The following is a 25,304-nucleotide window of genomic DNA, read 5'->3' on the forward strand; positions in this document are numbered from 1 at the left end:
GCGTCGCCCCATTCCAGGAGTCGACCATGAACATTTCGAAGCTGCTGCTTCCGATCGCCCTCGGCCTCGCGCTGTCGGCCTGCAACAAGGACCAGGCGGCCGACTCGGCCCGCGAGGCCGCGGACTCGGCCGGCGAGGCCCAGGAGGCCGCCGCCAACGCCGCCGCCACCGGCGACCAGCAGGCCGCGGAAACCGCGCAGTCGGCCGCCCAGGCCGCCGCTGCGGCTGCCGATACGGCCGCGACTGCCGCCGCGAACGTCGGCGGGACCGATGAGACCAAGCGCGACGACCTCGCCGATTCGGCCGAGCAGGCCGCCGACGCCGCGGACCAGGCGCGCAACGCGGCCGAGGAAGCCAATGCCGCGGCCGACGGCAAGAACAACACCAACGGCAAGTAATCGGGTTCGCGAAAACGGAAAGGGCCGCCCTCGGGCGGCCCTTTTTTCATGCCCGGCGGTTCTGGGTCAGACGTCGCCGTCGGCGAGCCAGCCCTCGCCGGTGCCCCGGTTGAAGACGCGGTCGCCGTCCAGCACGGTGCCCGCGGGCACCGAGTCCTGCTGCGCCAGTCGCGCATAGATCGGGGCGAAGTCCGGCTGCGTCGCCTCGAACAGCTGCTCGAAGCTGTCGATGACGAAGTACGTCTTCTGGTAGGTGTCGATGCGGTAGCGGGTGCGCATGATCCGCTCGAGGTCGAAACCGATGCGGTTCGGCGAAGCCGACTCCAGGCAGTGGATCGATTCGCCCTTCGACGACAGGATGCCGCTGCCGTAGATGCGCAGGCCGTCCGGGTCGCGGATCAGGCCGAACTCGGCGGTGTACCAGTACAGGCGGGTGAGGTTGGCGAGCGCCTCCGGGCCGATCCCGTGCGCCTTGACGCCCCCGCGGCCGTAGGCCTGCATGTAGTCGGCGAACACCGGGTTCATCAGCAGCGGGACATGGCCGAACAGGTCGTGGAACAGGTCCGGCTCGGACAGGTAGTCCATCTGCTCGGGCGTGCGGATCCACCACGTCACCGGGAAGCGGCGGTTCGCGAGGTGGTCGAAGAAGTCGAGCTCGGGCAGCAGGCCCTGCACGCCGATCAGCTCCCAGCCCGTCGCCGCGCGGAGCGTTGCATTGAGTTCGTCGAACTTCGGGATCTGGTGCGCGCTCATGCGCATGTCGCGCTGGGCGGTCAGGAAGGCCTCGCTCGCACGGCCGACCAGGATCTCCTGCTGGCGCGCGAACAGCTGCGCCCAGACGTCGTGGTCGATCGGCGTGTACTTCGACCACGGCTGCTCGATGACCGCCGTGGTGTAGACCGGCACGTAGCCCTTGTCGGTGAGCTGGTGTTCGATGCGCTGGGGCTGGGCATTCATGGCAGGGCTCCGTCCGATCTACCAATCTAACGGTCGATCGGCGCAAGAAGCTTGCGTTGTTGCACATCCGCCGCTCGTGAGCGCACGATCCTTGCGCCATATCCTCTTCAGACGCAACGATGCCTGCCGCCGAGCTCGACCGCACCGACGTCCTGATCCTCGCCGCCCTGCAGCGCGAGGGCCGGCTCACCAATGCCGACCTCGCCGAGCGCGTGCACCTCTCGCCGTCGGCCTGCCTGCGCCGCGTGCAGCGGCTCGAGCGCGACGGCGTGATCGGCGGCTACGCCGCGCGCGTCGACCCCGACCGCCTCGGCCTCGGCCTGCAGGCCTTCGTGCGCGTGCAGCTCGCGCGGCATGACGCCGCATCCGTCGAGGCGTTCACCGGTTTCGTCGCGCAGTGGGAGGAAGTCGTCGCCTGCCATGCGCTCACCGGCGACATGGACTACCTGCTGCAGATCGCGGTGCACGACCTCGAACACTTCTCGCGCTTCCTGCTCGACCGGCTGCTCAACCAGGCCGGCGTCGCCGACGTCAACTCGAGCTTCGTGCTGCGCACGGTGAAAGCATTTCGCGGCCTGCCGCTTCCGTCGCGCTGAACGCAACAAGCGGCGGCACGCGATGAGCACGCGGTGAGATCCGGCTGAGCGCGCGCCGAACGCGATCACGCATCGAACGCATCCGCGCTTGCAGATTGCCCGTGCGGCGACGGGCCGCAGCTCACTGGAGACGAACCATGAAGAAGACGGTGACCACCGCACTTGCCGCGACGCTGCTGTTTGGCGTGTCGATCTCGCCGGTCATGGCGCAGGACAACACGGCAAACGGGAACGCCGCGGACAACGATCGTGCGGTCGTGGTCGACCACGATGACGACGACGGTTTCGAATGGGGCCTGCTGGGCCTGCTGGGCCTGCTCGGCCTGATCCCGCGCAAGCAGAAGGTCGTGCACCACGACACCGTGCGTGCGACCAACACCACCCGCTGACGCCTGCGGGATCGCCCGATCCCGTACCGTCCGCCTGCACGCCTCGTCGTGCGGGCGGATCGTCGTCTGGAGGCGCCGCGCTAGTCGCGGCAGTCTTCGCCGCCGAGCCAGGCCGGTCGCTTCGACGGCGTGCAGGGCGGCTTGGCCGGTGTGGCCACCGGCTTGGGCATGCGCGACTGGCGCAACGTCGCGAGCCGCGCACGGATCTGCGGCAGTGCCGCCAGCGCGGCGCGCTCGCCTTCGAGGATCACCGCGGCCTTCTGCTCGAAATCCGCCGGGCCCACGCCCGCGATCTTCGGACGGATCACCACGTCGGCCCGCGCGAGTTCCTGCTGGCCCAGCCGCTGTCCCATGATGGTGATCGACTGGTTCACCGTGCCCAGCAGGCTGCCCGGCACCGTGCCCGGCGCCTTGCTCGAGATGTCCACGGCGATGACGAAGTCCGCACCGAGCTGCCGCGCGGCATCGACCGGCACCGGGCTCGCGATGCCGCCGTCGACGTAGGTCGCCGCACCGATCTTCACCGGCTCGAACACGCCCGGGATGCTGCTGGACGCGCGCACCGCCTGCCCGGTGTTGCCGCGGGTGAACACCGTGCGCTCGCCGGTCTCGAGTTTCGTCGCCACCGCCGCGAACGGCTTGCGCAGCCCTTCGATCGGGCGATTGCGCACCTGCGCGTTGACGTAGTCCTGCAGCGCCTGGCCCTGCACGAGCCCGCGGGAGAACAGCCGCACGTCCTTGATGCGGTCCTCGTCGAGCGCGACGGCCTGCGTCTGCAGCGCAAACGCGTCCATCCCGCCCGCGTACAGCGCGCCGACCACGCTGCCCGCGCTCGTGCCGCTCACGACGTCGATCTTGATGCCATTGGCCTCGAGCATCTTGATGACGCCGATGTGCGCGAAGCCCTTCGCCGCGCCGCCACCGAGCGCCAGGCCGATGCGCACGGGCTTCGGCGCGGGCGCGACGACGCGCGGCCGGATCGCATCGGGCGAGGGACGCACGGCTTCGCCGCCGCAGGCCGACAGCAGAAGGGCGAGCAGGGCGGGACGCAAGGCGCGCATGGCACGGACGCGGGGGGTGAAGGGCCGCGAGGATACCGCGGCCTTCCACACGTGCTCGACGCGCCGGTCGCACGCGTTCCATCGCGAGACAGGCGTTGGCTAAACTTGCCGATCGTCTTACGGGAGCGAGACCATGCGCGCAGCCTTGGGCTGGAGCGGGATGCTGGCGCTGCTCGCCGCGCTTGCGGCGCGCCAACGCGTCGACCGCCCGGATCCCGGATTCCGCGCACGGATCGGAGCCGACGCGGCGCCGGCCGCGACCGCTTGGGCCCCCGTGCGTGACGCGACCGGCTCGCCTGCTTCGTACGCGCTGGAGCCCTGGTCGCGAATCACGCCACCGGCCGGCTGGACCGATGCGAACGGCATCGATGCGAAGGCGGCGGTGGTCTCGGTGCTGCTGGTCGACGCCACGCGCGACGGACGCCGCGACGTCGTGCTGGTCATGGACCTCGAGGACCGGGCCGACGCGGTCAAGGAGTCGCGGCTCTACGTCTATCCCGGCGACGGGCAGGGCGGTTTCGGCGTCGCCACCGCGATCGCCCTTGCGCCGTTGTCGGCCAACCACTTCGGCGGGTCCACCGGCGCAGCCGCGGCCGACATGGACGGCGACGGTTTCGACGACATCGTCGTGCTCGGGCCGCAGCGGCCCGTGGTCGTCACGTTCGATGCTCAGGGCACGCCGGCGGTGCACGCGCTGCCCGTCCCGGGCGCCCGTTATGTCGGCGTGCCGCGCATTCTGGACATGGACGCCGACGGCGATCTCGACCTCGTCGCGCTCGTCTACCGGGACCAATCCGCCCGGCCGTTCAGCCAGGTGGGTATCAACGTGCTGACCAACCAGGGCGGGCTGGCGTTCACGCAGTACGAGCGCGGCGGCGCGGGATGGAGCTCGTATGACCGGCCGCACCATGTCTCCGCGGTGCCCGGCGATTTCAACGGCGACGGATGGCCGGACATCGCCTTCGGTGCGTCGGTACGCTACACCGACTGGCTGAGTGGGCAGACCAGCGAACTTCGCTCGGTCTTCGTGTATGCGCACACCCGCTCGCGGCTCGCGCCCGCCGATCCGTGGTTCGATTACTACCGTTTCGCACGGTCGCAGACACTCGCGCCGATCGCCACGGACGTCGTGCCCGAGCGCATGGTGGCGATCGATCTGGACAACGATGGGGACGTCGAACTGGCCGGCCTGTCCGACCGCGACGGCCGCGGCGATCCGGTCTGGTTCGCCCAGAGCGGAGGCCTGCTGCGCACGCCCCCGGTCTTCGCCACCGGCCGGCCGACCGCGGGAGACAGCGTGCAGGCCCGCGCGCGCAATCGCGACCTGATCGCCGTGGATCTCGATCGCGACGGCCGCAAGGACCTGCTCGCCGCGTACGCGACGCCGGACGGACTGCTGCAGGTCGTGCCCTTCCTGCAGGCCGATACGGGCGGCCTCGTCGCGGCCGGTGCCGCGAGTGCCGTGAACGATGCGACGGCTGCGCCGCTCGCCGCGTCGGCGCTCGCGGCGGCGGACATCGATCTCGATCGCTGCACCGACGCCGCGGTCAACACCTCGGCCGGCGTCCAGGTGCTGCGCGGTCGCGGGTGCGCGTTCACGGCGGCGCCGCCGCTGTCGGACCCGTCGCCGCCGTCGAACTGACGGCGGCGACGCAGCTCAGAAGCCGTTGTCGCCGTCGAGCAGGCGGCCGAGGCCGCCGAGCACGGAACCTTCCCCGACGTTCTTGCCGCCGCCCTGCGGTGCGGCGGCCAGCATGCGGCCGGCCATGCGCGAGAAGGGCAGCGACTGCAGCCAGACCTTGCCGGGGCCGGTCAGCGTGGCGAGGAACACGCCTTCGCCGCCGAAGAACATCGACTTGATGCCGCCGACCGGGCGCACGTCCATCGAGACGCTCGGATGAAAGGCCATCACGCAGCCGGTGTCGACGTCGAGGCGCTCGCCGGGTGCGAGGTCGCGTTCGACCAGCGTGCCGCCCGCATGCACGAACACCCAGCCGTCGCCCTCGAGCTTCTGCATGATGAAGCCCTCGCCGCCGAACAGGCCGGTGAGGATCTTGCGCTGGAAGTGGATGCCCACCTGCACGCCACGCGCGCCGGCGAGGAACGAATCCTTCTGGCAGATCAGCGTGCCGCCGTGCTCGGACAGCCGGATCGGCAGCACCGTGCCCGGATACGGCGCGGCGAAGGCGACGCGCGCCTTGCCCTGGCCGTTGTGCGTATAGACCGTGGTGAACAGGCTCTCGCCGGTGATGACCCGCTTGCCGGCGGACATCAGCTTGTCCATGAAGCCCGCGCCGCCACCGCCGCGCGAGCCGTCGCCGAACGCGGTCTCCATGCCGACGACCGCGTCCTTGTACATCAGCGCACCGGCCTCGGCGATCGCGCTCTCGCCCGGATCGAGCTCGATCTCCACGAACGGCATGTCGTTGCCGACGATGCGGTAGTCGATGTCGTCGTTGCCACCGCGACCGCCGCGGCCCATCGGCGGCGGCACCGGCGGCACGTGCGACGGCTGCCCGCCCGTGGCTTCGGCGAACTCGGGCATCGCGCGCACCGGCTGCCAGCCGGACAGGCCCTCGCGCCAGCACAGATGGTCCGGGTACTGGCGCGCATGCGCGAACGCGGCGTCCGGATCGAGCGGGCCCACGCGCTCGCTGGTCTGGGGATGGACGAAGAACCACTGGCTCACGGCACGCTCCATGTCGGTGTCAGGCGGCCAGTGTAGCGAGGCGCGGCGGGTCCACATCGGTCGCAGGTCATGCACCGGGCGGCGATACTGGCCGCTCCGCGAAGGGGAGGGCGCGCATGGGGACGTCGACGGGAAGTGCGGTGGATCCGGCGCGCGTGCGCGTGCCGACACGTGCGCAGGGCACGGCGTTGCTCGGCCTCGTCGCGCTCGCGCTGCTCGCCTCGTTCGCCGTCGCGCAGGACCGCATGACCTGGGCGATGGAAACCGTCTGGGTGATGCTCGTGCTGCCGTGGTTCGCCTCGCGCCACCGGCCGCGCCCCAGCCGGCTGCTCGCGGTGCTGCTGGCCGTGCATGCGCTGGTGCTGATCGAAGGCGGCGCCTACACCTATGCCAAGGCGCCGCTCGGCGAGTGGCTCCGCGACGTGCTGCATACCGTGCGCAATCCGTGGGACCGCGTCGGGCATTTCATGCAGGGCTTCGTGCCGGCCGTCCTCGCCCGCGAGGTGCTGCTGCGGCGCACGCCGCTGCGCCCGGGCGGCTGGCTGACCTATCTGTGCATCGCCGCGGCGTTGAGCTTCTCGGCGTTCTTCGAGCTGATCGAATGGTGGAGCGCGCTCGCGCTGGGCGCCGACGCCGATGCCTTCCTCGCGACGCAGGGCGATGTCTGGGACACGCAGTGGGACATGGCGATGTGCCTGCTCGGCGCGATCGTCGCGCTCGCACTGCTCACACGCCCGCACGACCGCGCGCTCGGCCTGCGTCGGGATGCCCTGCCCGGCGGGACGCGCCGCGAGGGCGCCTAGCGCCGGGCGCAGGGGTCGCGCCGGCCGGGCTCGCCGAGGTAGGGGCTGCCGTAGTCGGGTTGGCACTGCCAGTCGCTGCCGATCGCGTCGTTCGGCAGTGCCGCCGGCACGCGCTGCGCGTCGAGTCCCAGCACGATCGCAAGGTTGCGCCAGCGCCGGCCGTCGCGCACGTAGACGTACGCGAGGTCCAGCGATGCATCGTTGGCCTGAACCACCCAGTAGCGCAGGCCGTCGGGGTCCCGGTACACGGCCGCGCTGCCGCGGCGGTCCCGGACGCGGTCGATGCCGGGCGCGCGGACCGTCATCCGTCGCGAACGCGTCTCGCCGCAGGGCGCGCAGTACAGGTGCACCACGTCGCCTTCGTCCAACCGCGCCAGCGCCGCCTGCGCCTGGCCGAGATCGAGGAATGCGAACGGGTCGGCGCGGGCGAAGGGCGCGAAGGCGAGCGCGAGCAGCAGCGCGGCAAGTGGGCGGGTCACGGTCGGCCGGGATATCCCGAGGCGGTTCATGGCACCCGCGCCGCCACCCAGGCATCGACCCGCTGCACACCGGCGCGCCGCAGGGCGATCGCGGCGGCGCGCAGGGTGGCGCCGGTGGTCATGACGTCGTCCACCAGTGCGACGTGCGCCGGCAGCGGCAGCCTCGGCCAGGCCTGGAAGGCGTCCTTGAGGTTCCTCCGCCGCGCCGTGGCACTCAGGCGCGACTGCTCCTGCGTGGCGCGCGCTCGGACCAGCGCACGATCGAGCACCGGCACGACGAGCGCCCGCCCCAGCGGACGGGCGAGCTCGAGCGCCTGGTCGAAGCCGCGCTGCCGCAGCCGTGCACGGTGAAGCGGCACCGGGATCAGGGCCTGCGGACGCGGCACGCCACGCAGCCGTTCGGTCATCAGCTGGGCGACCAGCCGGCCGGCCGCGAGGTCGCCCGCGAACTTCAGGCGCGGCAGCAGCCGATCGAGTGGCGCCGCATAGACGAAGGCGGCATGCACTTCGGTCAGCGGCGGCGAGGTGGGCCCGGCGAGGCAGGCGCCGCAGACCTCGCCACCGGCGGGGATGGGCAGGGCGCAGCAGAGGCAGGCGTGCCCGGCCACCGGCAGGGTCGCCTCGCAGGCGGCGCAGAGGTCGAGCCCGTCGAGGCCCGGGCCGTCGCAGGCGAGGCAGCGGGTCGGCCACAGCAGGCGTGTCGCGTCGTTGCGCAGCCAGAAGGCGAGGCGGCCGCGCAGGCCGTCAACCGGCGGCGGGGCGATCAGGTTGACAGCGGTATCCATGGTTTCCAGACTGCCGGGCCCGCCTCGCCGCGCCTGTCGGAAAAGTCCTATGGAAGCTGTCAGTGAACTGCGCGCCGTGCCCACGGGGCTGCGCCACGACTGGTCGCGCGAGGAGATCCTCGCCCTGTTCGAGCTGCCGCTGACCGAGCTGCTGCATCGCGCCGGCAGCGTGCACCGCCAGCATTTCGACCCGGCGGAGGTGCAGGTCTCGACGCTGCTGTCGGTCAAGACCGGCGGCTGTCCCGAGGACTGCGCCTACTGCCCGCAGGCGCAGCGCTACCAGACCGGCGTGGACGCCACCAAGCTGATGTCGACCGACGCGGTGATCGAGAAGGCGAAGCAGGCCAAGGCGGCGGGTGCCTCGCGCTTCTGCATGGGCGCCGCCTGGCGGTCGCCGGCCGACCGCGACATCCCGAAGGTCGCCGCGATGATCCGCGAGGTGAAGTCGCTGGGCCTCGAGACGTGCGCGACCCTCGGCATGCTCAGCGAGCCGCAGGCGAAGGCGCTGCGCGACGCCGGTCTCGACTACTACAACCACAACCTCGACACCGCGCCGGAGTTCTACGGCGAGATCATCCACACGCGCGAGTACCAGGATCGCCTCGACACGCTGTCGCACGTGCGCGACGCCGGCATGAAGACCTGCTGCGGCGGCATCGTCGGCATGGGCGAGACGCGCGGCCAGCGCGCGGGCCTGCTGCAGGCGCTCGCGAACCTGCCGGCGCATCCGGATTCGGTGCCGATCAACCGCCTGGTCAAGGTCGCAGGCACGCCACTCTCCGAGACCGCCGAACTCGATCCGTTCGAGTTCGTGCGCATGATCGCGGTCGCGCGGATCATGATGCCGCGCTCGATGGTGCGCCTGTCCGCCGGCCGCGAATCCATGTCGGATGAGCTGCAGGCGCTGTGCTTCGCCGCGGGCGCGAACTCGATCTTCTACGGCGAGAAGCTGCTGACCACCGGCAATCCCGACACCGAGCGCGACCTGGCGCTGTTCGCGCGCCTCGGCCTGCGCCCGATGCAGGTCGTGGAGACGCCGAACACGGTGCATGCCGACATTGTCAACGCCGCGCCCGCCGCGTCGATGGGCTGCGGCACCGGCTGCGGCTGCGCCGCCTGAGTGGACTGGACGCGCCGCATCGTCGAGGCGCGCAGCGCGCGTGACGCCGCGTCGCGTCGTCGCACGCGTCGAGTCGTCACGCGACGCGAGGGCATGCGGTGCGAAGTCGATGGGCGAATGCTGCTCAACTTCTGCAGCAACGACTACCTCGGCCTGTCGCAGCACCCGGACGTGGTCGGTGCCTTGCATGACGCGCAGGACGCGGGAAGCACCGCGTCCGCGCTGGTCTGCGGCCACCACGCCGCGCACGAAGCACTCGAGCGCGCGATCGCCGACTGGCTCGAGGTGCCCGCTGCGTTGCTGTTCGGCAGCGGCTACGTCGCCAACCTCGCGCTGCTGCAGGCGCTGCTGCGCGAAGGCGACGCCTGCGTGCAGGACCGGCTCGACCATGCCTCGCTGATCGACGGCGCGCGGCTGTCGGGCGCGACGCTGCGTCGCTATCCGCATGCCGACGTCGAGGGCGCCGCGCGCCAGCTGCAGGCCGGGCGCAGCGGACTCGCGCTGCTCGCCACCGACGGCGTCTTCAGCATGGACGGCGACGTCGCGCCGCTGCGCGAACTCGCGACGCTCGCGCGGGGGCACGAGGCGCTGCTCTACGTCGACGATGCGCATGGCGTCGGCGTGCTGGGGCCGCAGGGCCGCGGCAGCGTGGCCGCCGCCGGCCTGTCGGTGCGCGACGTGCCGCTGCAGCTCGCCACGCTCGGCAAGGCGCTCGGCACGTGCGGTGCCGTCGTCGCCGGCGACGCCGACCTGGTCGGGCATCTCGCGGAAACCGCGCGCGGCCACGTCTATTCCACCGCGCTGCCGGCCGCGCTCGCCGCCGCCGCGCTGGCCGCCGTGCGCGTCGCGCGCGCCGCGGACGATCGCCGTGCCCGCGTGCTGGCGCAGGTCGCGCGCTTCCGCGACGGCGCCTCGCGCCACGGCCTCGACCTGCGGCCGTCCTCGACGCCGATCCAGGCGGTGATGAGCGGCGACGATCGCGTCGCGCTCGCCATGTCGCGCGCGCTCGAGGCCGACGGCTTCTGGGTGTCCGCGATCCGCCCGCCGACCGTGCCCGAAGGCCAGGCCCGGCTGCGGGTCACGATTTCCGCGCTCCATGCCGATACCGAGGTCGATGCGCTGGTCGACGCGCTCGCCGGTGCCCGTGACGCCGCCCTCCTTTCCGATTCCGTGACCGCATGACCGGCGAAACCCGTCTTCCCACCATCCTCGCGGGGCTCGACGTCGACGTGCGTCCGGGCACGTACCTCGTCATCTCGCGGCGGGCGCCCGATCCTGCGGCCGACGCCGTCGCCGAGGCGCGCCTCACCGAGGCCGAGGGCATCACCTATGTGGTGCCCGAAGCCTTCGCGCGCGCGCAGGGCGATCCGCCCGACTTCGTCGCCGCCTGGCTGAGCCTGCGCGTGCATTCGGCGTTGAACGCGGTCGGCGTGACGGCCGCGGTGTCGGGTGTGCTCGCCGAGCGTGGCATCGCCTGCAACGTGCTCGCCGGCCGCTACCACGACCACCTGCTGGTGCCCGCCGCGCGGCGCGACGACGCGATCGCCGCGATCCGCAGCCTGCGCGAGCGCTGACATGCACATCGAACGCATCGGCCGCGGTCCCTCGATCGCCCTGATCCATGGCTGGGCGATGCACGGCGGCCTGTTCCGGCCGCTGGTCGAGCGTCTCGCCGATCGCTACACGCTGCACCTCGTCGACCTGCCCGGCCACGGCCGCGCACGCGGCAGCGATCGCCCGCTCGATCCGCATGCGCTCGCCGACGAGCTCGTCGACGCGGTGCCCGACGCGGTGTGGCTCGGCTGGTCGCTCGGCGGCCAGTTCGCGCTGCGCAATGCGCTCGCTCACCCCGACCGCGTGCGCGGGCTGGTGATGCTCGCCTCGTCGCCGCGCTTCGTGATCGGCGAGGACTGGCCGTTCGGGGTGAAGCCGACGCTGTTCCGTGATTTCGGCGACGCGCTCGCGAACGATTTCCGCGGCACGCTCGACGGTTTCCTCGCGCTCGAGGCGCTGGGGTCGCCGACCGCGCAGGCCGAACTTCGCGACCTGCGCGCGCACGCCTTCGAGCACGGCGAGCCCACGCCCGCCGCACTGCTGCGCGGGCTCGACCTGCTCGGCGGCTTCGATGCGCGCGGCGAGTTACCGGGCCTGCGCGTGCCGAGCCTGTGGATCTCCGGTCGTCGCGACCGGTTGGTGCCCGCGGGCGCGATGCCCGCCGCCGCCGCCCTCGCGACCGATGCCGAAACGCTCGTCATCGCCGAGGCCGGGCACGCGCCGTTCCTCGCCGCGCCGGATGCGGTGGCCGGCGCGATCGACGCGTTCGTCGCGCGGCTCGCGGTGCCCGCCTGACATGGAGCCGGTGTACGACCATCGCCAGGTCGGCCGCGCCTTCTCGCGCGCCGCGGCGCACTACGACGAAGCGGCCGCGCTGCAGCGCGAAGTCGGTAAGCGGCTCGCCGAATCGCTGCCGTACTACGAGGACAAGGCGCTCGGCGCGCGCACCCCCGAGGTCGTGCTCGACGTCGGCTGCGGCACGGGCCACGGCACCGCACTGCTGCAGGCGCAATGGCCGAAGGCGCAGGTGGTCGGCCTCGACCTCGCGCCGGGCATGGTGCGCACGGCGCAGCAGCGGCTCGGCGCGCGGCGCGGCCTGTTCGACTTCGCGAAGAAGCCGCGGTTCGTGCGCGGCGATGCGCTCGCGCTGCCGTTCGCCGGCGGCAGCGTCGACGTGCTGTTCTCGAACCTGTGCGTGCAGTGGATCGAGGACCTGCCGGCGGTGTTCGCCGAATTCCGCCGCGTGCTCAAGCCCGATGGCCTGCTGCTGGTGTCCACGTTCGCGCGGCAGACGCTGATGGAGCTGCGCGAGGCGTTCGCGGACGCGGACGAGGCGCCGCACGTGAGTCCCTTCGTCGACATCGCGCAGTTCGGCGATGCGATGGTGGCCGCCGGCTTCCGCGATCCGGTGCTCGACCGCGACGTGTTCCGCGTCGCCGAGCCCGACCTGCCGTCGATCATGCGCGGCCTGCGCACGCTCGGCGCGACCAATGCGATGAGCGACCGCCGTCGTGCGCTCACCGGCCGTGCGCGTTTCGCCCGCGCGGCGAAGGCGTACGAGTCGATGCGGGGTGCCGACGGCCTGCCGGTGACGTGGGAAGTCGTCTACGCGCAGGCCTGGGGCCCGCCGCCGGGCGCGCCGATCCGGCGCCGAGGCGTGGACGAGGTGCACGTGCCGATGTCGGCGATCCCGATCCGGCGCCGCACGTGACGCGCACGCGCGTCGCGCCGACGGCCATCGCCCTCGCGCTGCTGTCGGCCCTGTTCTTCACTTCGACGTACGTGCTCAATCGCGCGGCCGCGGTCGACGGCGGGCACTGGGCGTGGACGGCGGCGCTGCGTTACCTGTGGACCGCGCCGCTCATGCTGCCCCTGATGCGCGGGCGCTGGACGCCGCTGTGGCGTGCGATGCGCGCGCATCCGGGCCCGTGGCTGCTGTGGAGCGGGATCGGCTTCGTGCTGTTCTATGCCTGCCTGAGCTATGCGGCCTCGAGCGGCCCGTCGTGGCTCGTCGCCGGCACGTTCCAGCTCACGGTGGTGGCGGGCATGCTGTGCGCGCCGCTGCTGTATCGCGATGCGCGCCGGCGGATTCCGCCCGTGGCGTTCGTCGCCGGCCTCGTCGCGTTCGCCGGCGTGCTGCTGATGCAGGCCGGGCACGCGGGCGGGCGACTCGACCGCGCGGCCTGGATCGCGATCGCCTGCGTCGCGGTCAGCGCGTTCGCCTATCCGCTCGGCAATCGCGGCCTGCTGCTGCACCTCGAGCGCGTCGGCATCGAGCTCGACGCCACGCAACGCGTGTTCGGCATGACGCTCGCGAGCCTGCCGCTGTGGCTGCCGGTGGTGACGTTCGCGCAGGTCGAGGCCGGCGCGCCGCCGGTGTCGCAGGTGCTGCTCGCCGGCGGCGTGGCGCTCGGCGCGGGCATCGTGGCCACCGTGCTGTTCTTCCGCGCGACCGGTCTGGTGCGTCGCGACCCGGTCGCGCTCGCCGCGGCCGAAGCGATGCAGGCCGCGGAGATCCTCTTCGCCACCGTCATCGGCGTGCTGTGGCTGCACGAGCCCTGGCCGAGCGGCAGTGCGGCGGTCGGCGCCGTGGTCGTCGTGGGGGCGATCGCCGCGTTCAGCGCACTCGCGGCGCGTCGCCCCGCCTGAGGCTCAGCGCCGCACCGTGCGGAAGATGATCCGGCCCTGGTAGGGCGCGCCGAGCACGATCGGCTCGAAACCCTCGGCCCGCACGCGCGCGGCGACTTCGGCCCAGCGCTCCTGCTTGCAGATCCAGACCTGGTTCGGCTCGTGCTCCGCGAGCTCGCCGACGAGCGATTCGTCGTACTCGCGGCTGATGCCGGTCTCGCCAAGGGCCTCGATCGACAGCTTCTCGACCGCGACGTCGCGGCCGAGGTGCAGGTGCACGCCGTAGCGCGCCATGTCCTCGACGAACAGCACCTCGCCGACCTGCAGCGGGCCCATGCGGCCGCGGATCTCGCGCGCCCAGTCGCGGGCGTTCTTGTGCGTCGGGAACTGGCTCGACGCGACCTTCAGCCCCAGCAGCACGGCGACCCACAGCAGCAGCCACGGCAGGCGCGGCCACGGGCGCGCATCGCGCAGTTGCTGCAGCGTCACCAGCAGCGCGATCGGGACGAACAGCGGCAGGATGTACAGCGGCAGCCGCGAGCGCGAGATACAGAACACGGCGAGCGGCAGCAGCAGCCACAGCGTCGCGAACAGCCAGGCGCGCTGCGCGCGGCGTGTCTCGCCGTCGCGCCAGCCGCGCCACTGCGCGGGAACGCCGCGCAGCCACCGCCACAGCGGGCGCCACCACGGCAGCGTGCCGATCAGCAGTGTCGGGGCGTAGATCGTGAGCCAGCCGTACCACTCGCCATGGCGCTTGAATTCGTTGCTGGCGATGCGGCCGACCACCTCGTTGCCGAGGAAGTACTGCATCAGGCCGGGCGTGCGCGAGGTCACCGCGAGGTACCACGGCGCGGCGATCGCGACGAAGGCCAACAGGCCGAGCGGCTGGAAGGCAGTCGGGCGGCCGCGCTCACGCGTCAGCGCGTCGAACACGACGAGCGGCAGCAGCGGCAGCAGGCCGGGCGGGCCCTTGGTGAGGAACGCCAGTCCGAAACCCGCCCACATCAGCGCGAGCCACGCGCGTGGCCGCGAGGCGCCGAAGCGCGCCTCGACGAAGGCCCAGACCGCGAGCGTCTCCATCGCGGCGAGCACGTAATCGGTCGTGATCATCTGCGATGCGCCGAACGAGAACAGCAGCGTCGCGTAGACGAGGGCCGCGCGGTCGCCTCCGTCGGGTGCGAGGCGCCGGCCGATTCGACCCGCCAGCAGCACGCACAGCAGGTAGCTGAGCGCGGCCGGCACACGCGCGGCCATCGCATTGGTACCGAAAGCCTCGACGCTCGCGGCGATCGCCCAGTACGTCAGCGGCGGCTTGGTCCAGTGCGCGACCTCGGGGCTGCGATGCGGCACCAGCCAGTCGCCGGTCGCGAGCATGTTGAGGGCGACGTTCGTGTAGCGGCCTTCGTCCGGATCCCAGATGCCGCGATTGCCGAGGAAGGCGAGCGCGAGCACCACCGCGAGCGCGGCGATGGCCCAGCCGGGCAGCCGGCGCGCGGTCGTGCTCATCCGCGCACCAGCGCGTCGAGGTCGACGTTGCCGCCGGACAGGATCACGCCGACGCGACGGCCGGCGAAGCGCTCCCGGTTCGCGAGCACCGCGGCGAGCGCGACCGCCGAGGACGGCTCGACGAGCTGCTTCATGCGCGTCCACACCAGCCGCATCGCGGCGAGCGTGGCCGCGTCGTCGACCACGAGCGCCTCGGCGCCATGCGCCTTCAGCAGGTCGAAGTTGATCGCGCCGAGCGTGCCGCGCAGGCCGTCGCAGACGGTGTCGGGCGTGAACTCGGTGACGCGCGTTCCGCGGGCGAGCGACGCGGCGGTCTCGGCGGCACCCGCGGGCTCGGCGAGCACGAGCCGCGTGCGCGGCGATGCGCCGGCGATCGCGAGCGCGGTACCTGCCGCGAGGCCGCCGCCGCCGACCGGCACCACGAGGTCGTCGAGCGGGTGCGCGGCCAGCAGCTCGAGCGCGGCGGTGCCCTGGCCGGCGATCACCAGCGGGTCGGTATAGGGATGCACGACGCGCGCACCGAGCGACCGCGCGAGATCGGCGCACATCGCCTCGCGTGCGTCGATGGTCGGCGCGCAGCGATGCAGCACCGCGCCGTAGGCGGCGATCGCCTCGACCTTGCCGGGCACCGCGCCCTCGGGCACCACCACGTGGCACGCGATGCCCCGCAGCCGCGCGGCGAGCGCGAGCGCCGCACCGTGGTTGCCGGAGGAATGGGTGAGCACGCCGCGACGCGCCTCGTCGGCGTCGAGCGACTCGACTGCATTGCAGGCCCCGCGGAACTTGAAGGCACCGATGCGCTGCAGGTGCTCGGCCTTGAAGTGCAGCGAGCAGCCGGCGAGCGCATCGATCGTGCGCGAGGTGAGGACCGGGGTGGCGTGCGCCTGCGGCGCGATGCGCGCGGCGGCGGCGAGGACGTCGTCGAAGGCGGGGGTCATGCGGGACCGCGGCGGGAAAGTCGCACTAGGGTAGTGCCGCGCCGGGCGCGGTGGCAGGCGGTCAGGCGCGGCGTCGGCCGAGCAGGCTCACCGTGGCCGAACCGGCGACCACCAGTCCGGCCCCGAGCCAGCCGATCATCGACATCGGCTCGGGCGCCAGCATCGACGGCCACAGGCCGTGCACGATCGCGACCACGCCGAGGCAGAGCAGCGGCGTCACCGCCAGCACCGCCGACACGCGCGAGGCCTCCCAGTGCGCGAGCGCTTCGGCGAAGGCGCCATAGGCGACCACCGTGTTGAGCGCGCAGAACGCGAGCAGGCCCCACTGCGTGCCATCGAGGCTCGCCAGGCGCGAGGGATGCGCGAACGGCCACAGCAGCAGCGTCGCACCGATGTAGATCGCGAGCAGGATGCGCATCGAGCCGAGCTTCACCAGCAGCTGTTTCTGCGCCAGCGCGTACACCGCCCACACCACCGCGGCCAGCACGACCAGCAGCGAGCCGGCGACGTAGGCCCCCGAGCCCCCGTGGCCCGGCGTGGTGTCCACGTGCGCGAGCTGGTCGCGGAAGAACAGGCCGAGCCCGCCGACGAGCAGCGCCATGCCGAGCCACTGCGCGGAGCGGAAGCGCTCGCCGAAGACCACGATGCCGCCCACCGCCATCAGCAGCGGCGCCAGCTGGATGATCAGCTGCGCATTGCCGGGCGAGGTCCGCGCCACGCCCAGCAGGTAGAAGACGTAGTTGCCGACGAGCATTACCGCGGCGACGACGAGCATCGTCCAGCCGCGCCGGCCCAGCGCGCCGAAGCCGGTGAGCCTGCCGCGCGCGCCGAGCCACGCGCCCGTCAGCAGCGCGGCGACGAGGAAGCGGAACCAGGTGAGCGTGAGCGGGTCGACCGCCTGCAGCGTCACCTTGAGCGCGACCGGCAGCGTGGCCCAGCAGAAGGCGGTGACCAGGCTCAGGCCGAGGCCGAGCCGGCCGCGGCCGGAGACGCGATGCAGGGTGGACATGGCGACCTCCGGAGCGGGCGGGCATGCTCGCAGGCGGAGCGATGCCGGGCAATGCGCGCGCCGGAACACCCGGTTCCAGCCGCGCCGGCCGCACGCAGGCTGAACAGGTCAGCACGGCGCGGTCGACGGCGGAAAAGTTAAGCGATAGTTCAATGCGAGCGGCCGACAGTGCATCGTCCGCACAGGGGGTTCCCATGATCCGCAGGCTTCTGCTTCCGCTCGCCGCCAGCGCGCTGCTCGCCGGCTGCGTCACCACCGCGCCGTACGGCTATCGGGGCGACGGCCAGGGCGACTACTACTACGGTGCGCCGTCGGTCGAGTACCGCTACCACGGCACCTATCCGGGCTACGGCTATCCGTACTCCGGCCCGTACCGCCCGGGCCTGTCGGTCTGGGGCAGCTACGGCTACCCGGGCTACGGCTATCCGGGCTACGGCCCGTACTACGGCGGCTCGCGCTATGGGTACCCGTACTACGGCTCGCCGTACGGCTATCCCTATGGTTATCCCCGTCCGGTGTACCGTCCGCGCCCGAGCAACCCGGGTCCGGGCCCGGGCACCAACCTGCCGCCGCCCGGCGACACGACCACCGGTCGTCGCCCCGACGGCGGCCCGTGGCGCAACGTCGACGAGATCGCGCGGCGTCGTCGCGCGATCGAGGGCGGTGGCAATTCGGGCCCGAGCCCGTCGGCGCCGATCGTCGCCCGCCCGGATTTCGGCGGCATGGCCGCGCCGCGGCCGATGCCGCGCGGGGATGGCGAAGGCGGCCGTCGCGCCCGCAGCAGCAGCGAGCAGGACGAGTAAAACCGTGACGCCCACGGCTTGCGGGCGCGCGCGTGCGCCCGCAAGCTAGTCGGGCACCGCACGGGACGAGCGTCGCCGCCCGACGGTCTGCGTCGGTCCCGGCGAGGAACTTCGGATCCCCCCTGTTCCGCCCCTCGCCGGGGCCGGCACCCTCCGCCGCATCGGGCTCCGATGCGGCGGCGTCGTTTCCGGGGTCCGGAAAAGGTGAAGGGCCGGACGTCCCCCGACATCCGGCCCTTCGTGCTTCCCCGCGGGCGCCTGGCCAGCCCCTGTTCCAATACCGGCCGACGCATGGCGCCTGCCCCGCTGGGTGCAGGAATTCCTCTGCACGACGCGTGCCAATCGCGGAAACACGCATCGCGCGCCGCGGTTTCCCGACGCACGTCACGAAATGCCGTTGCACGGCCGCCGTCGTCGTCGAGGCGGGTGACGCAGCACGACCATGCCCGGCCGCGCGGGTCAGCCGCTGACGCCCGCGCGCCGTTCCGTTCAGCTGCACGGCCTGCCGCCGGCGTCCCGCTGCGCGAGAATGCCGCACCGCGAGGCCGCATCCGGCGCGCACGAGTCCGACCATGTCCTCCGACTTCCATCGCCACGACGTCATCGTGATCGGCGGCGGCCACGCCGGCACCGAGGCCGCGCTCGCCGCCGCGCGCGCCGGTGCACGCACCCTGCTGCTCACGCATTCGATCGAGACGGTCGGCGCGATGAGCTGCAATCCCGCGATCGGTGGCATCGGCAAGGGCCACCTCGTGCGCGAGATCGACGCGCTCGGCGGCGTCATGGCACGCGCCGCCGATGCCGCCGGCATCCAGTGGCGACGGCTCAATGCGAGCAAGGGCCCGGCGGTGCGCGCGACGCGCTGCCAGGCCGACCGCGCGCTCTATCGCGCGTTCGTGCGTCGCGCGGTGGAATCACAGCCGGGCCTCACCGTGTTCCAGGCGGCGGTCGACGACATCGAATTCGACGCGGGCCGCGTCCATGCCGTGGTCACGCAGACCGGGCTGCGCTTCTTCGCGCCCGCCGTCGTGCTCACCGCCGGCACGTTCCTCGCCGGCAAGGTGCACATCGGCGCGACGACGTATGCGGCCGGCCGCGCGGGCGACCCGCCGGCCACGACGCTCGCGGAGAAGCTGCGCGACGGCCCGTTCGTGGTCGACCGCCTGAAGACCGGCACGCCGCCGCGCATCGACGGCCGCACGCTCGACTACACGGTGATGGAGGAGCAGCCGGGCGACGATCCGCGTCCGGTGTTCTCGTTCGTCGGCTCGCGCGACGACCATCCGGCGCAGGTATCGTGCTGGATCACGCACACGAGCGAGCGCACGCACGAGATCATCCGCGGCGCACTCGACCGCAGCCCGCTCTACACCGGCCAGATCGAGGGCATCGGCCCGCGGTATTGCCCGTCCATCGAGGACAAGGTGGTGCGTTTCGCCGAGAAGGCGTCGCACCAGATCTTCGTCGAGCCCGAGGGCCTGGGCGTCGCCGAGATCTATCCGAACGGCATGAGCACCTCGCTGCCGTTCGACGTGCAGCTCGCGCTCGTGCGCAGCATCCGTGGCTTCGAGGCCGCGCACATCACGCGGCCGGGCTACGCCATCGAATACGACTTCTTCGATCCGCGCGGACTCAAGACTACGCTGGAGACCAAGTCGATCGCCGGCCTGTTCTTCGCCGGCCAGATCAACGGCACCACCGGCTACGAGGAAGCCGCGGCGCAGGGCCTGCTCGCCGGCGTCAACGCCGCACGCTTCGTGCGCGGCGCCGACGGCTGGAGCCCCCGTCGCGACGAGGCCTATCTCGGCGTGCTCGTCGACGATCTGACCACGCAGGGCACAAGCGAGCCGTACCGCATGTTCACCTCGCGCGCCGAATACCGGCTGCAGTTGCGCGAGGACAATGCGGATGCACGGCTCACGCCGGTCGGTCGCGAACTCGGCCTCGTGGACGACGCGCGCTGGTCGCGCTTTTCGGCCAAGCGCGAGGCCGTCGAGCGCGAGGCCGCGCGCCTCGCCGCCGCCTGGGCCGCGCCGAACAATGCGCTCGGCCGCGAGATCGCGGACACGCTAGGCGTCGAGGTTTCCCGCGAGACGAACGCGCTCGACCTGCTCAAGCGTCCGGAACTCGACTACGCGCGGCTGCTGCGCGTGCCGTCGCTCGGGCCCGCGGTCGAGGATGCCGACGTCGCCGAGCAGGTCGAGATCGGCGTGAAGTACGCCGGCTACCTCGACCGCCAGCGCGAGGAGATCGATCGTGCGCGCCGCAACGAGGCGACCGGCATTCCCGCCACGTTCGACTATGCACAGGTGCGCGGGCTGTCGGCGGAAGTGCTCGGCAAGCTCGAACGCGTCCGGCCGCAGACGATCGGACAGGCACAGCGTATTCCGGGAGTGACGCCCGCGGCGGTCTCGCTGCTGCTGGTGCACCTGATGCGCGACCGACGCGGGCAGGTCGCGTAGCGCGGCGCGATCGCGTTCGGCTACGGTGCCCGGATGTCGATCCGTCCCGCATTGCTCGCCACGCTCCTGCTCGCCGCCTGCAGCGCGCCCCCGCCGCCGCCCGCCGCGCCGAAGGCCGCGCCCGCACCGCTCGCCGCGCGCGACTGGCCGATGCCGGTCGACGGCGGCGCGCAACCCGCGCTCGTCGCGACCGAGCGCGGCCTGCTGCTCGCGTGGATCGAGAAATCCGCGGCCGGCCATGCACTCCGGTTTTCGCGCAGCACCGCGCAGGGCTGGAGCGCGCCGCGCACGATTGCGGAAGGCGGCGACTGGTTCGTCAACTGGGCGGACACGCCGCACATCGCGGCCACGCCCGACGGCGCGCTGTGGGCGCACTGGCTGCGCAAGTCCGCGGCGTCGACCTACGCCTACGACGTCGTGCTGTCGCGCTCGGCCGACGACGGCGCGACCTGGTCGCCGCCGGTCGCGGTCAACGACGACGGCACGCCGACCGAACACGGCTTCGTCTCGTTGTGGACCGAAGGTCGCGATCGCCTGCGCGTCGCCTGGCTTGATGGCCGCGCGACCGCGGGCGCCGGGCACGATCACCACGCCGGCGGGCGCGCGATGATGACGCTGCGCAGCGCGGCATTCGATGCGTCGCTGGCGCGCCACGACGAGGCCGAGATCGACGCCTCGACCTGCGACTGCTGCCAGACCGACGTCGCGGCCACCGCGCGCGGCGCCCTGCTCGTCTACCGCGATCGCACGCCCGAGGAGATCCGCGACATCGCGGCGACGCGGCTGGAGCAGGGCGCGTGGACGGCGCCCGTCCTGGTCAATGCGGATCGATGGACCATGCCGGCGTGCCCGGTCAACGGGCCGTCGGTGAGCGCACGCGACAACGAGGCGGTCGTCGCCTGGTACACGGGCGCCGGCAGCGCGCCGAGCGTGCGCTTCGCGCGCAGCGTCGACGCCGGCACGCACTTCTCGCCGCCGGTGCTCGTCGACCAGGGCAGCGAGGTGCTCGGCCGCGTCGACACCGCGCTCGATGCGGGCGGCGCCTGGGTGGCGTGGCTGCGCGAGGATGCACGCGGGCAATCGCTGCAACTCGCGCGCATGAGCGCGGACGGCGCGCGTGTCGCGACGCGCCTGGAGATCGCGCGCCTGCAGGGCCGTGGACGCGGCACGGGCCTGCCGCGACTGGCACTCGCCGGCGGGCGCCTGCACGTCGCCTGGACCGACGTCGTCGACGGCCGGCCGCGGCTGCGCGGCGCGGTGCTCGACGCCCGCTGAGCCCACAACGCGAAACGCACGCGCGAGGCGGGCGTTTCGATGTTTCTACGACGGACGATTACTGCAGCGAGGCGCGCGGCGGCGACTGCTCCGAGCCGACCTGGCCCATCTGCTTCTTGAGCAGTTCGATCTGCTCCGCGCCCATCTCCATCAGCTCGCGCTTGCGCGCGGCCATCTGCTCGCCGAGTTCGGCGAGGCGCTCACGACCGAGCACTTCGCGCGCGGTCTTGAACATTTCCTTCTCTTCTTCCTCGGCGTGATGCTCGACGAGTTCCTTCAGCACCTTCGCGCGCCCGCTGAAACGGTCGCTGGTGATGTCGGTGGCGAGCAGGTCGGGCAGCACGAGTTCACCGGCGGCGCGGTGCTCCTCGAGCGCCTCGAAGATCATCGCCTCGTCCTCGGACTCACCGACCGCTTCCTTCAGCGCGGGATAGAAGATCTCTTCCTCGATCTGCGTGTGCACGTCGAGTTCGAGGCGGATCTTCTCGAGCAGTTCGACGCGCGTCTTCTCGGCGCGCTTCGTGGTCTTGGTCAGCTGTTCGAAGAGCCCGCGCACTTTCTCGTGGTCGGCTTTCAGCAGTTCGATCGCATTCATGGGAGCACCCGTGTCAGGTGGAGGGAAGCCAGGCGATCACCGTGCCACCGGCCTCGTGATCCCGGCGTCAGGTGGTGTCGTCGTCGATCGCGAACGCGGCTGCCGGCGTCGAAGCCGCGTGAGGAATGACGGCTTCGGCGACGCACGCGCGGTCGTGTCGGTGGGCGGCTGCATCGTCGGGAACGTTGCGGGCAGAACGCGACGGCGCGCCGTCCGTCGGCGTGCACACATGCGGGCCTGCGCAACGTCCGTGCCTTCACGGTCCCTGACGATGAACGGGGGTAGCGTCCCGCCTCGGCCTCAACGGCTCGCTTTCCCGCAGCCCAGCGCTGTATCCATAGATGGAGACACCCCCATGAATTCGAAGACCCCGCTCGCGCTGGCCATCGCCGCGCTGGTGCTGTTCGGCACCGCCGCCTGCAACCGCAACGAGGACGCCAACGGCGGCACCAACAACACGCCGGCCGCCACCGCCGACACCGCGACCAGCGACGCGACCACGCCGGGCACCACCGCCGACGGCGCGCCGACCGCGCCGGCCACCGACCCGGCCGCCGCCGGCAACATGGCGACGCCGAGCCAGCCGGAAGCGCTCGCCCTGCTCAACGCCGTGAACGAGCACGAAGTGAAGGCGGCCGAGCAGGCGAAGTCGAAGAAGGTCACCGGCGACGTGCTGGCCTACGCCAACATGATGCAGACCGAGCACAGCAAGAACATGACGATGACCACGTCGCTGCTCGAGAAGAACGGCCCGGCGCCGGGCGACTCGCCGACGCTGTCGGACATGAAGGCCAAGGGCGAGGCCGAGATGCAGCAACTCGCCGCGCTCGACGGCGACGCTTATGCGAAGGCCTACATGGACGCGATGGTGATGGGTCACCAGGACACGCTGACCAAGCTCGACAGCATGCTGCTGCCGGCCGCGACCGACGCCGCCGTCAAGCAGCACCTGCAGATGACGCGCGACGCGGTGCAGAAGCACCTCGACCAGGCCAAGCAGATCCAGAGCAAGCTCGGCGGCGGCGCCTGATCCACCCACGGCGACCGGCCACGGCCGGTTTCCGACGCGACACCGACCCGCGCCTTCATGGCGCGGGTTTTTTTTGGCCGATGCGGAACGGCGTCGGCGGCGGTCGCGGTGCGCGGGCCTCGCGCCGGCAACCCGTGCACCGATCTTGGACGGCCAACGCGTGAGCGTCGCCGAGCCCCGCCTTTGCGGGTGCAGCGCGTCGAGACGGCGGGTCCGCGTCGAATACGCTGGAGGCGCACTTCGCCGGCACGCGATGTTCGTTGCGCCCGAGACCCCGTTCAAATGCGATGCGCATCGCGCGACGCGACACGCCACGATATGCACCGGCGAACACCGCCGCGCACATCCGTCCCGCGCGATCGTCAGCCCGTCGCGTTGCCGCCGTCCGCGCGCGGAGTGCCTACCGGTGCGGTCTCCGTCCGCGGCTCCGCCGCCGGGTCGCGTCGCCTGTCGCGCTCGTGCCCGTCGTTCGGCGGCGACAGCGAGCCGCCCTGGCCGGGCTCCTCGTGGCGGTCGAGCGGCTTCCGCAGTTCGCCGCGCTCGTGATGCACTTCTTCGTGACCGGGCTGGTCGCCGCGCAGCTTGCTCATCGACGTGATCCTCGTGCCATGTCGGACGACGCTAGCGCGCGCCGTCGCGATGCCGCGTGATCAGCGTTCCTTGCGGTAGTTGAGCGAGGCGCGGCTCTCGACGCTGCTCGACTCGAACGTCATGTCGACGCCGCGGCGGATCAGGTACTTGAGCGTGAGCACCTGCCCGGCGCCGAAGAGCGAAACCCCGTAGCCGACGTAGAGCCGCGGCGACAGGTACTTGCCGATGCCGAGCACGCTCCCGCCGAGCGTTCGGCTCTCGATCACGCCGGCGTCGTCGAGCCCGAGCCGGGAGCCGAGTTCCGCGGCGAGCAGCGAACCACCCGCCGAAAGGGCGGCGCTCGCCGCCCCGATCTGCCGGCCCTGCTCGCCGCCGACGCTGCCCAGCGGGCGGCCGAGCGCGAGCATCGACAGGGCTTCCGACTGCGTCGCGCCATTGCTCGACCACACGTTCGCACGCGGCGACTTCGCGCGTCCGGCGACGTCGATGCCCGCGGTCACGCCGCCGACGTCGCGCTCGGCGCGGATGTCGAGCAGTGGATTGGCGATCGCGCCGCCCTGCCAGGCCAGCGCGCCACGGCTGATGGTCAGCCGCTGACCGTAGGCGACGTAGCGCCCCGAGACGTCCATGCGCCCGCGCGCGGTGAGGTCGCCGCCGGGCACGCTGTGCACCTGCACGCGACCGGCGAGCTTGCCGTCGAGGCCGAAGCCCTGCAGGCGGACGTCGTCGCCCGCCACCACCGCGAGGTCGAGCGCGAGCGGCGCCTTCACCTTCGCCTCGGGGTCGATCGGATCGAGCACGACGACATCGGCCGAGGTCTTCACCGGACGGTCGAGCCGCTCGAGCATCAGCAGCGCCGACGGCACGACCACCGTGCCGGTGACACGGATCGGCTCGCCCGCCGAGGTGCGCACCTGCACGTCGGGATTGGCGACCGCACGCAGTTCGCGCGTGTTCGCGACCTGCACGTTGGTGCCGCGCACGTGCAGGTCGAGGGGCGCACCGGCGCCCTGCCAGCCGAGGCGGCCGTCGATGTCGAGCACGCCGTCGCCGGAGCGCACGCGGCCGGTGATGCGCGCGGTGCCGTCGGGCTGCGCGTCGAGCCGCGCCTCGCCCTGCGTCAGTTGCAGGCCGAGTGCCGGCAGCTCGGTGGTGAAGCCGGTCAGCCGCGCCTGCCCGCCGAGCCGCGGGGCGAGCCGCGTGCCGCCGAGGCTGATGCGGCCGTCGATGCGTCCGCGCGGATCGACGATGTCGGGCGAGAACAGTTCGAGGAACGCCAGCTCGTCCGTCGAGACATCGAGCGCGCCGGACAGCGGCGCATGCGCGGCCCAGCCCATCGCCACGCGGCCCTGCACGCGGCCGCGGTCGAACAGGCCGGAGGCGAGGTCGACCTGCACCCGCTGCGGATCGAACACCAGGCGCGCATCGAGGCCACGCCAGCGCACGAGGTCGCGCGACTGCGTGGCATCGAGGCGGAATCCACCCTCCGGCGACGTCACGCGCGCCGTGCCGCGCCAGCGGCCGCCGACCGGACGCACCTGCGCCTGCCCGTCGACGTTGCCGATTCCGTCTTGTTGACGTGCTGGCCGCCGGCGCCCGACGAGCGATAGACGTCCGTCTTCAGGTCCGCCGGATT

Annotated in this window: 26 protein-coding genes and 1 pseudogene; 15 read left to right on the forward strand and 12 right to left on the reverse strand. The window is 72.2% G+C overall.

From position 1 onward, the window contains the following. Positions 1–26 precede the first annotated feature (26 nt). The gene (locus ACY35P_RS05965; protein WP_462114916.1) at positions 27–398 is read left to right on the forward strand and encodes a hypothetical protein; all 372 of its coding nucleotides are present in this window, start codon (positions 27–29) and stop codon (positions 396–398) included. 66 nt (positions 399–464) lie between these two features. Here the strand turns inward: ACY35P_RS05965 and phhA are convergent, their stop codons facing one another. Continuing rightward, positions 465–1,355, reverse strand: a complete 891-nt coding sequence (gene phhA / locus ACY35P_RS05970; protein ID WP_462114917.1) for a phenylalanine 4-monooxygenase — start codon at positions 1,353–1,355, stop codon at positions 465–467. 119 nt (positions 1,356–1,474) lie between these two features. Between phhA and ACY35P_RS05975 the strand changes: the two genes are divergently transcribed. Together ACY35P_RS05975 and ACY35P_RS05980 are read left to right on the forward strand one after the other, a co-directional pair. Further along, positions 1,475–1,951, forward strand: a complete 477-nt coding sequence (locus ACY35P_RS05975) for an Lrp/AsnC family transcriptional regulator (RefSeq protein WP_462114918.1) — start codon at positions 1,475–1,477, stop codon at positions 1,949–1,951. 137 nt (positions 1,952–2,088) lie between these two features. Then, positions 2,089–2,340 carry a WGxxGxxG family protein gene (locus ACY35P_RS05980; RefSeq protein WP_462114919.1) on the forward strand — a complete coding sequence of 84 codons (252 nt, stop codon included), beginning with the start codon at positions 2,089–2,091 and terminating at the stop codon, positions 2,338–2,340. 80 nt (positions 2,341–2,420) lie between these two features. Here ACY35P_RS05980 and ACY35P_RS05985 read toward each other — a convergent pair whose 3' ends face one another. Beyond that, complete coding sequence (locus ACY35P_RS05985; RefSeq protein ID WP_462114920.1) at positions 2,421–3,401, reverse strand: patatin-like phospholipase family protein; 981 nt, start codon at positions 3,399–3,401, stop codon at positions 2,421–2,423. A gap of 133 nt (positions 3,402–3,534) precedes the next feature. Here ACY35P_RS05985 and ACY35P_RS05990 point away from each other — a divergent pair, with 133 nt between their 5' ends. After that, positions 3,535–5,043, forward strand: coding sequence for an FG-GAP repeat domain-containing protein (locus ACY35P_RS05990; RefSeq protein ID WP_462114921.1), 1,509 nt, complete (start codon positions 3,535–3,537; stop codon positions 5,041–5,043). A 15-nt stretch (positions 5,044–5,058) separates the two neighbouring features. Here the strand turns inward: ACY35P_RS05990 and ACY35P_RS05995 are convergent, their stop codons facing one another. Next, a complete protein-coding gene (locus ACY35P_RS05995) occupies positions 5,059–6,090 on the reverse strand; it encodes a TIGR00266 family protein (RefSeq protein WP_462114922.1) in 1,032 nt (343 codons plus the stop codon). Between the two features lie 116 nt (positions 6,091–6,206). Between ACY35P_RS05995 and ACY35P_RS06000 the strand changes: the two genes are divergently transcribed. Then, complete coding sequence (locus tag ACY35P_RS06000) at positions 6,207–6,893, forward strand: DUF2238 domain-containing protein (protein ID WP_462114923.1); 687 nt, start codon at positions 6,207–6,209, stop codon at positions 6,891–6,893. On the opposite strand, the gene ACY35P_RS06005 is transcribed toward ACY35P_RS06000, so the two are convergent. Continuing rightward, on the reverse strand, positions 6,890–7,372 hold the full coding sequence (locus ACY35P_RS06005; protein ID WP_462114924.1) for a hypothetical protein: 483 nt from the start codon (positions 7,370–7,372) through the stop codon (positions 6,890–6,892). The two genes, ACY35P_RS06000 and ACY35P_RS06005, sit on opposite strands and share 4 nt — an antisense overlap. Before the next feature lie 26 nt (positions 7,373–7,398). Next, entirely contained in the window at positions 7,399–8,157 is a 759-nt protein-coding gene (locus tag ACY35P_RS06010; RefSeq protein ID WP_462114925.1) for a ComF family protein, read from the reverse strand. A gap of 49 nt (positions 8,158–8,206) precedes the next feature. Between ACY35P_RS06010 and bioB the strand changes: the two genes are divergently transcribed. From bioB to ACY35P_RS06040, 6 genes are read left to right on the forward strand one after another with little or no spacing between them, the layout of a single operon-like run. Continuing rightward, positions 8,207–9,277 (forward strand): biotin synthase BioB, encoded by a 1,071-nt coding sequence (gene bioB / locus ACY35P_RS06015; protein ID WP_462114926.1) that lies wholly within the window; start codon positions 8,207–8,209, stop codon positions 9,275–9,277. Further along, positions 9,278–10,459: an 8-amino-7-oxononanoate synthase gene (gene bioF / locus ACY35P_RS06020; protein WP_462114927.1), complete on the forward strand. Its 1,182-nt coding sequence runs from the start codon at positions 9,278–9,280 to the stop codon at positions 10,457–10,459. After that, positions 10,456–10,851: an ACT domain-containing protein gene (locus tag ACY35P_RS06025; protein WP_462114928.1), complete on the forward strand. Its 396-nt coding sequence runs from the start codon at positions 10,456–10,458 to the stop codon at positions 10,849–10,851. The genes bioF and ACY35P_RS06025 overlap by 4 nt, the downstream gene beginning before the upstream one ends. 1 nt (position 10,852) lies before the next feature. Continuing rightward, complete coding sequence (gene bioH, locus ACY35P_RS06030; RefSeq protein WP_462114929.1) at positions 10,853–11,626, forward strand: pimeloyl-ACP methyl ester esterase BioH; 774 nt, start codon at positions 10,853–10,855, stop codon at positions 11,624–11,626. Between the two features lies 1 nt (position 11,627). Then, positions 11,628–12,542, forward strand: a complete 915-nt coding sequence (gene bioC, locus ACY35P_RS06035) for a malonyl-ACP O-methyltransferase BioC (protein WP_462114930.1) — start codon at positions 11,628–11,630, stop codon at positions 12,540–12,542. Beyond that, positions 12,539–13,480 carry a multidrug resistance efflux transporter family protein gene (locus tag ACY35P_RS06040; RefSeq protein ID WP_462114931.1) on the forward strand — a complete coding sequence of 314 codons (942 nt, stop codon included), beginning with the start codon at positions 12,539–12,541 and terminating at the stop codon, positions 13,478–13,480. Before bioC ends, ACY35P_RS06040 begins: the two co-directional genes overlap by 4 nt. 3 nt (positions 13,481–13,483) lie before the next feature. Here the strand turns inward: ACY35P_RS06040 and ACY35P_RS06045 are convergent, their stop codons facing one another. The 3 genes from ACY35P_RS06045 to ACY35P_RS06055 form a co-directional block, all read right to left on the reverse strand. Further along, complete coding sequence (locus ACY35P_RS06045; protein ID WP_462114932.1) at positions 13,484–14,965, reverse strand: glycosyltransferase family 39 protein; 1,482 nt, start codon at positions 14,963–14,965, stop codon at positions 13,484–13,486. After that, positions 14,962–15,903: a pyridoxal-phosphate dependent enzyme gene (locus ACY35P_RS06050; protein WP_462114933.1), complete on the reverse strand. Its 942-nt coding sequence runs from the start codon at positions 15,901–15,903 to the stop codon at positions 14,962–14,964. The genes ACY35P_RS06045 and ACY35P_RS06050 overlap by 4 nt, the downstream gene beginning before the upstream one ends. A gap of 61 nt (positions 15,904–15,964) precedes the next feature. Further along, positions 15,965–16,912, reverse strand: coding sequence for a DMT family transporter (locus ACY35P_RS06055; protein WP_462114934.1), 948 nt, complete (start codon positions 16,910–16,912; stop codon positions 15,965–15,967). A 194-nt stretch (positions 16,913–17,106) separates the two neighbouring features. Between ACY35P_RS06055 and ACY35P_RS06060 the strand changes: the two genes are divergently transcribed. From ACY35P_RS06060 to ACY35P_RS06070, 3 genes are all read left to right on the forward strand, one after another. Next, positions 17,107–17,715 carry a hypothetical protein gene (locus tag ACY35P_RS06060; protein WP_462114935.1) on the forward strand — a complete coding sequence of 203 codons (609 nt, stop codon included), beginning with the start codon at positions 17,107–17,109 and terminating at the stop codon, positions 17,713–17,715. Between the two features lie 572 nt (positions 17,716–18,287). After that, the gene (gene mnmG / locus ACY35P_RS06065; RefSeq protein ID WP_462114936.1) at positions 18,288–20,177 is read left to right on the forward strand and encodes a tRNA uridine-5-carboxymethylaminomethyl(34) synthesis enzyme MnmG; all 1,890 of its coding nucleotides are present in this window, start codon (positions 18,288–18,290) and stop codon (positions 20,175–20,177) included. Positions 20,178–20,210: 33 nt separating this feature from the next. Then, complete coding sequence (locus ACY35P_RS06070) at positions 20,211–21,452, forward strand: sialidase family protein (protein ID WP_462114937.1); 1,242 nt, start codon at positions 20,211–20,213, stop codon at positions 21,450–21,452. Positions 21,453–21,510: 58 nt separating this feature from the next. On the opposite strand, the gene ACY35P_RS06075 is transcribed toward ACY35P_RS06070, so the two are convergent. Next, positions 21,511–22,047 (reverse strand): hemerythrin domain-containing protein, encoded by a 537-nt coding sequence (locus tag ACY35P_RS06075; protein WP_462114938.1) that lies wholly within the window; start codon positions 22,045–22,047, stop codon positions 21,511–21,513. Between the two features lie 355 nt (positions 22,048–22,402). Here ACY35P_RS06075 and ACY35P_RS06080 point away from each other — a divergent pair, with 355 nt between their 5' ends. Further along, positions 22,403–23,077 (forward strand): DUF4142 domain-containing protein, encoded by a 675-nt coding sequence (locus ACY35P_RS06080; RefSeq protein WP_462114939.1) that lies wholly within the window; start codon positions 22,403–22,405, stop codon positions 23,075–23,077. A gap of 362 nt (positions 23,078–23,439) precedes the next feature. On the opposite strand, the gene ACY35P_RS06085 is transcribed toward ACY35P_RS06080, so the two are convergent. The 3 genes and pseudogenes from ACY35P_RS06085 to ACY35P_RS06095 all read right to left on the reverse strand — a co-directional run. Then, complete coding sequence (locus ACY35P_RS06085) at positions 23,440–23,667, reverse strand: hypothetical protein (protein WP_462114940.1); 228 nt, start codon at positions 23,665–23,667, stop codon at positions 23,440–23,442. A 60-nt stretch (positions 23,668–23,727) separates the two neighbouring features. Beyond that, complete coding sequence (locus ACY35P_RS06090) at positions 23,728–25,005, reverse strand: translocation/assembly module TamB domain-containing protein (RefSeq protein ID WP_462114942.1); 1,278 nt, start codon at positions 25,003–25,005, stop codon at positions 23,728–23,730. Between the two features lie 221 nt (positions 25,006–25,226). Further along, a pseudogene (locus ACY35P_RS06095) lies at positions 25,227–25,304 on the reverse strand (peptide chain release factor-like protein); the annotation flags it as partial.

This window comes from Lysobacter xanthus (assembly GCF_047159895.1).

Bases quoted from the DNA above. Each gene is read 5' to 3' on its own strand.
- bioC (WP_462114930.1), top strand. From the start codon at position 11,628: ATGGAGCCGGTGTACGACCATCGCCAGGTCGGCCGCGCCTTCTCGCGC.
- ACY35P_RS06085 (WP_462114940.1), bottom strand. From the start codon at position 23,667: ATGAGCAAGCTGCGCGGCGACCAGCCCGGTCACGAAGAAGTGCATCAC.
- ACY35P_RS06070 (WP_462114937.1), top strand. From the start codon at position 20,211: ATGTCGATCCGTCCCGCATTGCTCGCCACGCTCCTGCTCGCCGCCTGC.
- ACY35P_RS06050 (WP_462114933.1), bottom strand. From the start codon at position 15,903: ATGACCCCCGCCTTCGACGACGTCCTCGCCGCCGCCGCGCGCATCGCG.
- ACY35P_RS05985 (WP_462114920.1), bottom strand. From the start codon at position 3,401: ATGCGCGCCTTGCGTCCCGCCCTGCTCGCCCTTCTGCTGTCGGCCTGC.
- mnmG (WP_462114936.1), top strand. From the start codon at position 18,288: ATGTCCTCCGACTTCCATCGCCACGACGTCATCGTGATCGGCGGCGGC.
- ACY35P_RS06000 (WP_462114923.1), top strand. From the start codon at position 6,207: ATGGGGACGTCGACGGGAAGTGCGGTGGATCCGGCGCGCGTGCGCGTG.
- ACY35P_RS06080 (WP_462114939.1), top strand. From the start codon at position 22,403: ATGAATTCGAAGACCCCGCTCGCGCTGGCCATCGCCGCGCTGGTGCTG.
- bioH (WP_462114929.1), top strand. From the start codon at position 10,853: ATGCACATCGAACGCATCGGCCGCGGTCCCTCGATCGCCCTGATCCAT.
- phhA (WP_462114917.1), bottom strand. From the start codon at position 1,355: ATGAATGCCCAGCCCCAGCGCATCGAACACCAGCTCACCGACAAGGGC.
- ACY35P_RS06055 (WP_462114934.1), bottom strand. From the start codon at position 16,912: ATGTCCACCCTGCATCGCGTCTCCGGCCGCGGCCGGCTCGGCCTCGGC.
- ACY35P_RS05965 (WP_462114916.1), top strand. From the start codon at position 27: ATGAACATTTCGAAGCTGCTGCTTCCGATCGCCCTCGGCCTCGCGCTG.
- ACY35P_RS05990 (WP_462114921.1), top strand. From the start codon at position 3,535: ATGCGCGCAGCCTTGGGCTGGAGCGGGATGCTGGCGCTGCTCGCCGCG.
- ACY35P_RS06045 (WP_462114932.1), bottom strand. From the start codon at position 14,965: ATGAGCACGACCGCGCGCCGGCTGCCCGGCTGGGCCATCGCCGCGCTC.
- ACY35P_RS06010 (WP_462114925.1), bottom strand. From the start codon at position 8,157: ATGGATACCGCTGTCAACCTGATCGCCCCGCCGCCGGTTGACGGCCTG.
- bioB (WP_462114926.1), top strand. From the start codon at position 8,207: ATGGAAGCTGTCAGTGAACTGCGCGCCGTGCCCACGGGGCTGCGCCAC.
- ACY35P_RS06025 (WP_462114928.1), top strand. From the start codon at position 10,456: ATGACCGGCGAAACCCGTCTTCCCACCATCCTCGCGGGGCTCGACGTC.
- ACY35P_RS06060 (WP_462114935.1), top strand. From the start codon at position 17,107: ATGATCCGCAGGCTTCTGCTTCCGCTCGCCGCCAGCGCGCTGCTCGCC.
- ACY35P_RS06090 (WP_462114942.1), bottom strand. From the start codon at position 25,005: ATGGGCTGGGCCGCGCATGCGCCGCTGTCCGGCGCGCTCGATGTCTCG.
- ACY35P_RS05975 (WP_462114918.1), top strand. From the start codon at position 1,475: ATGCCTGCCGCCGAGCTCGACCGCACCGACGTCCTGATCCTCGCCGCC.
- ACY35P_RS05980 (WP_462114919.1), top strand. From the start codon at position 2,089: ATGAAGAAGACGGTGACCACCGCACTTGCCGCGACGCTGCTGTTTGGC.
- ACY35P_RS06075 (WP_462114938.1), bottom strand. From the start codon at position 22,047: ATGAATGCGATCGAACTGCTGAAAGCCGACCACGAGAAAGTGCGCGGG.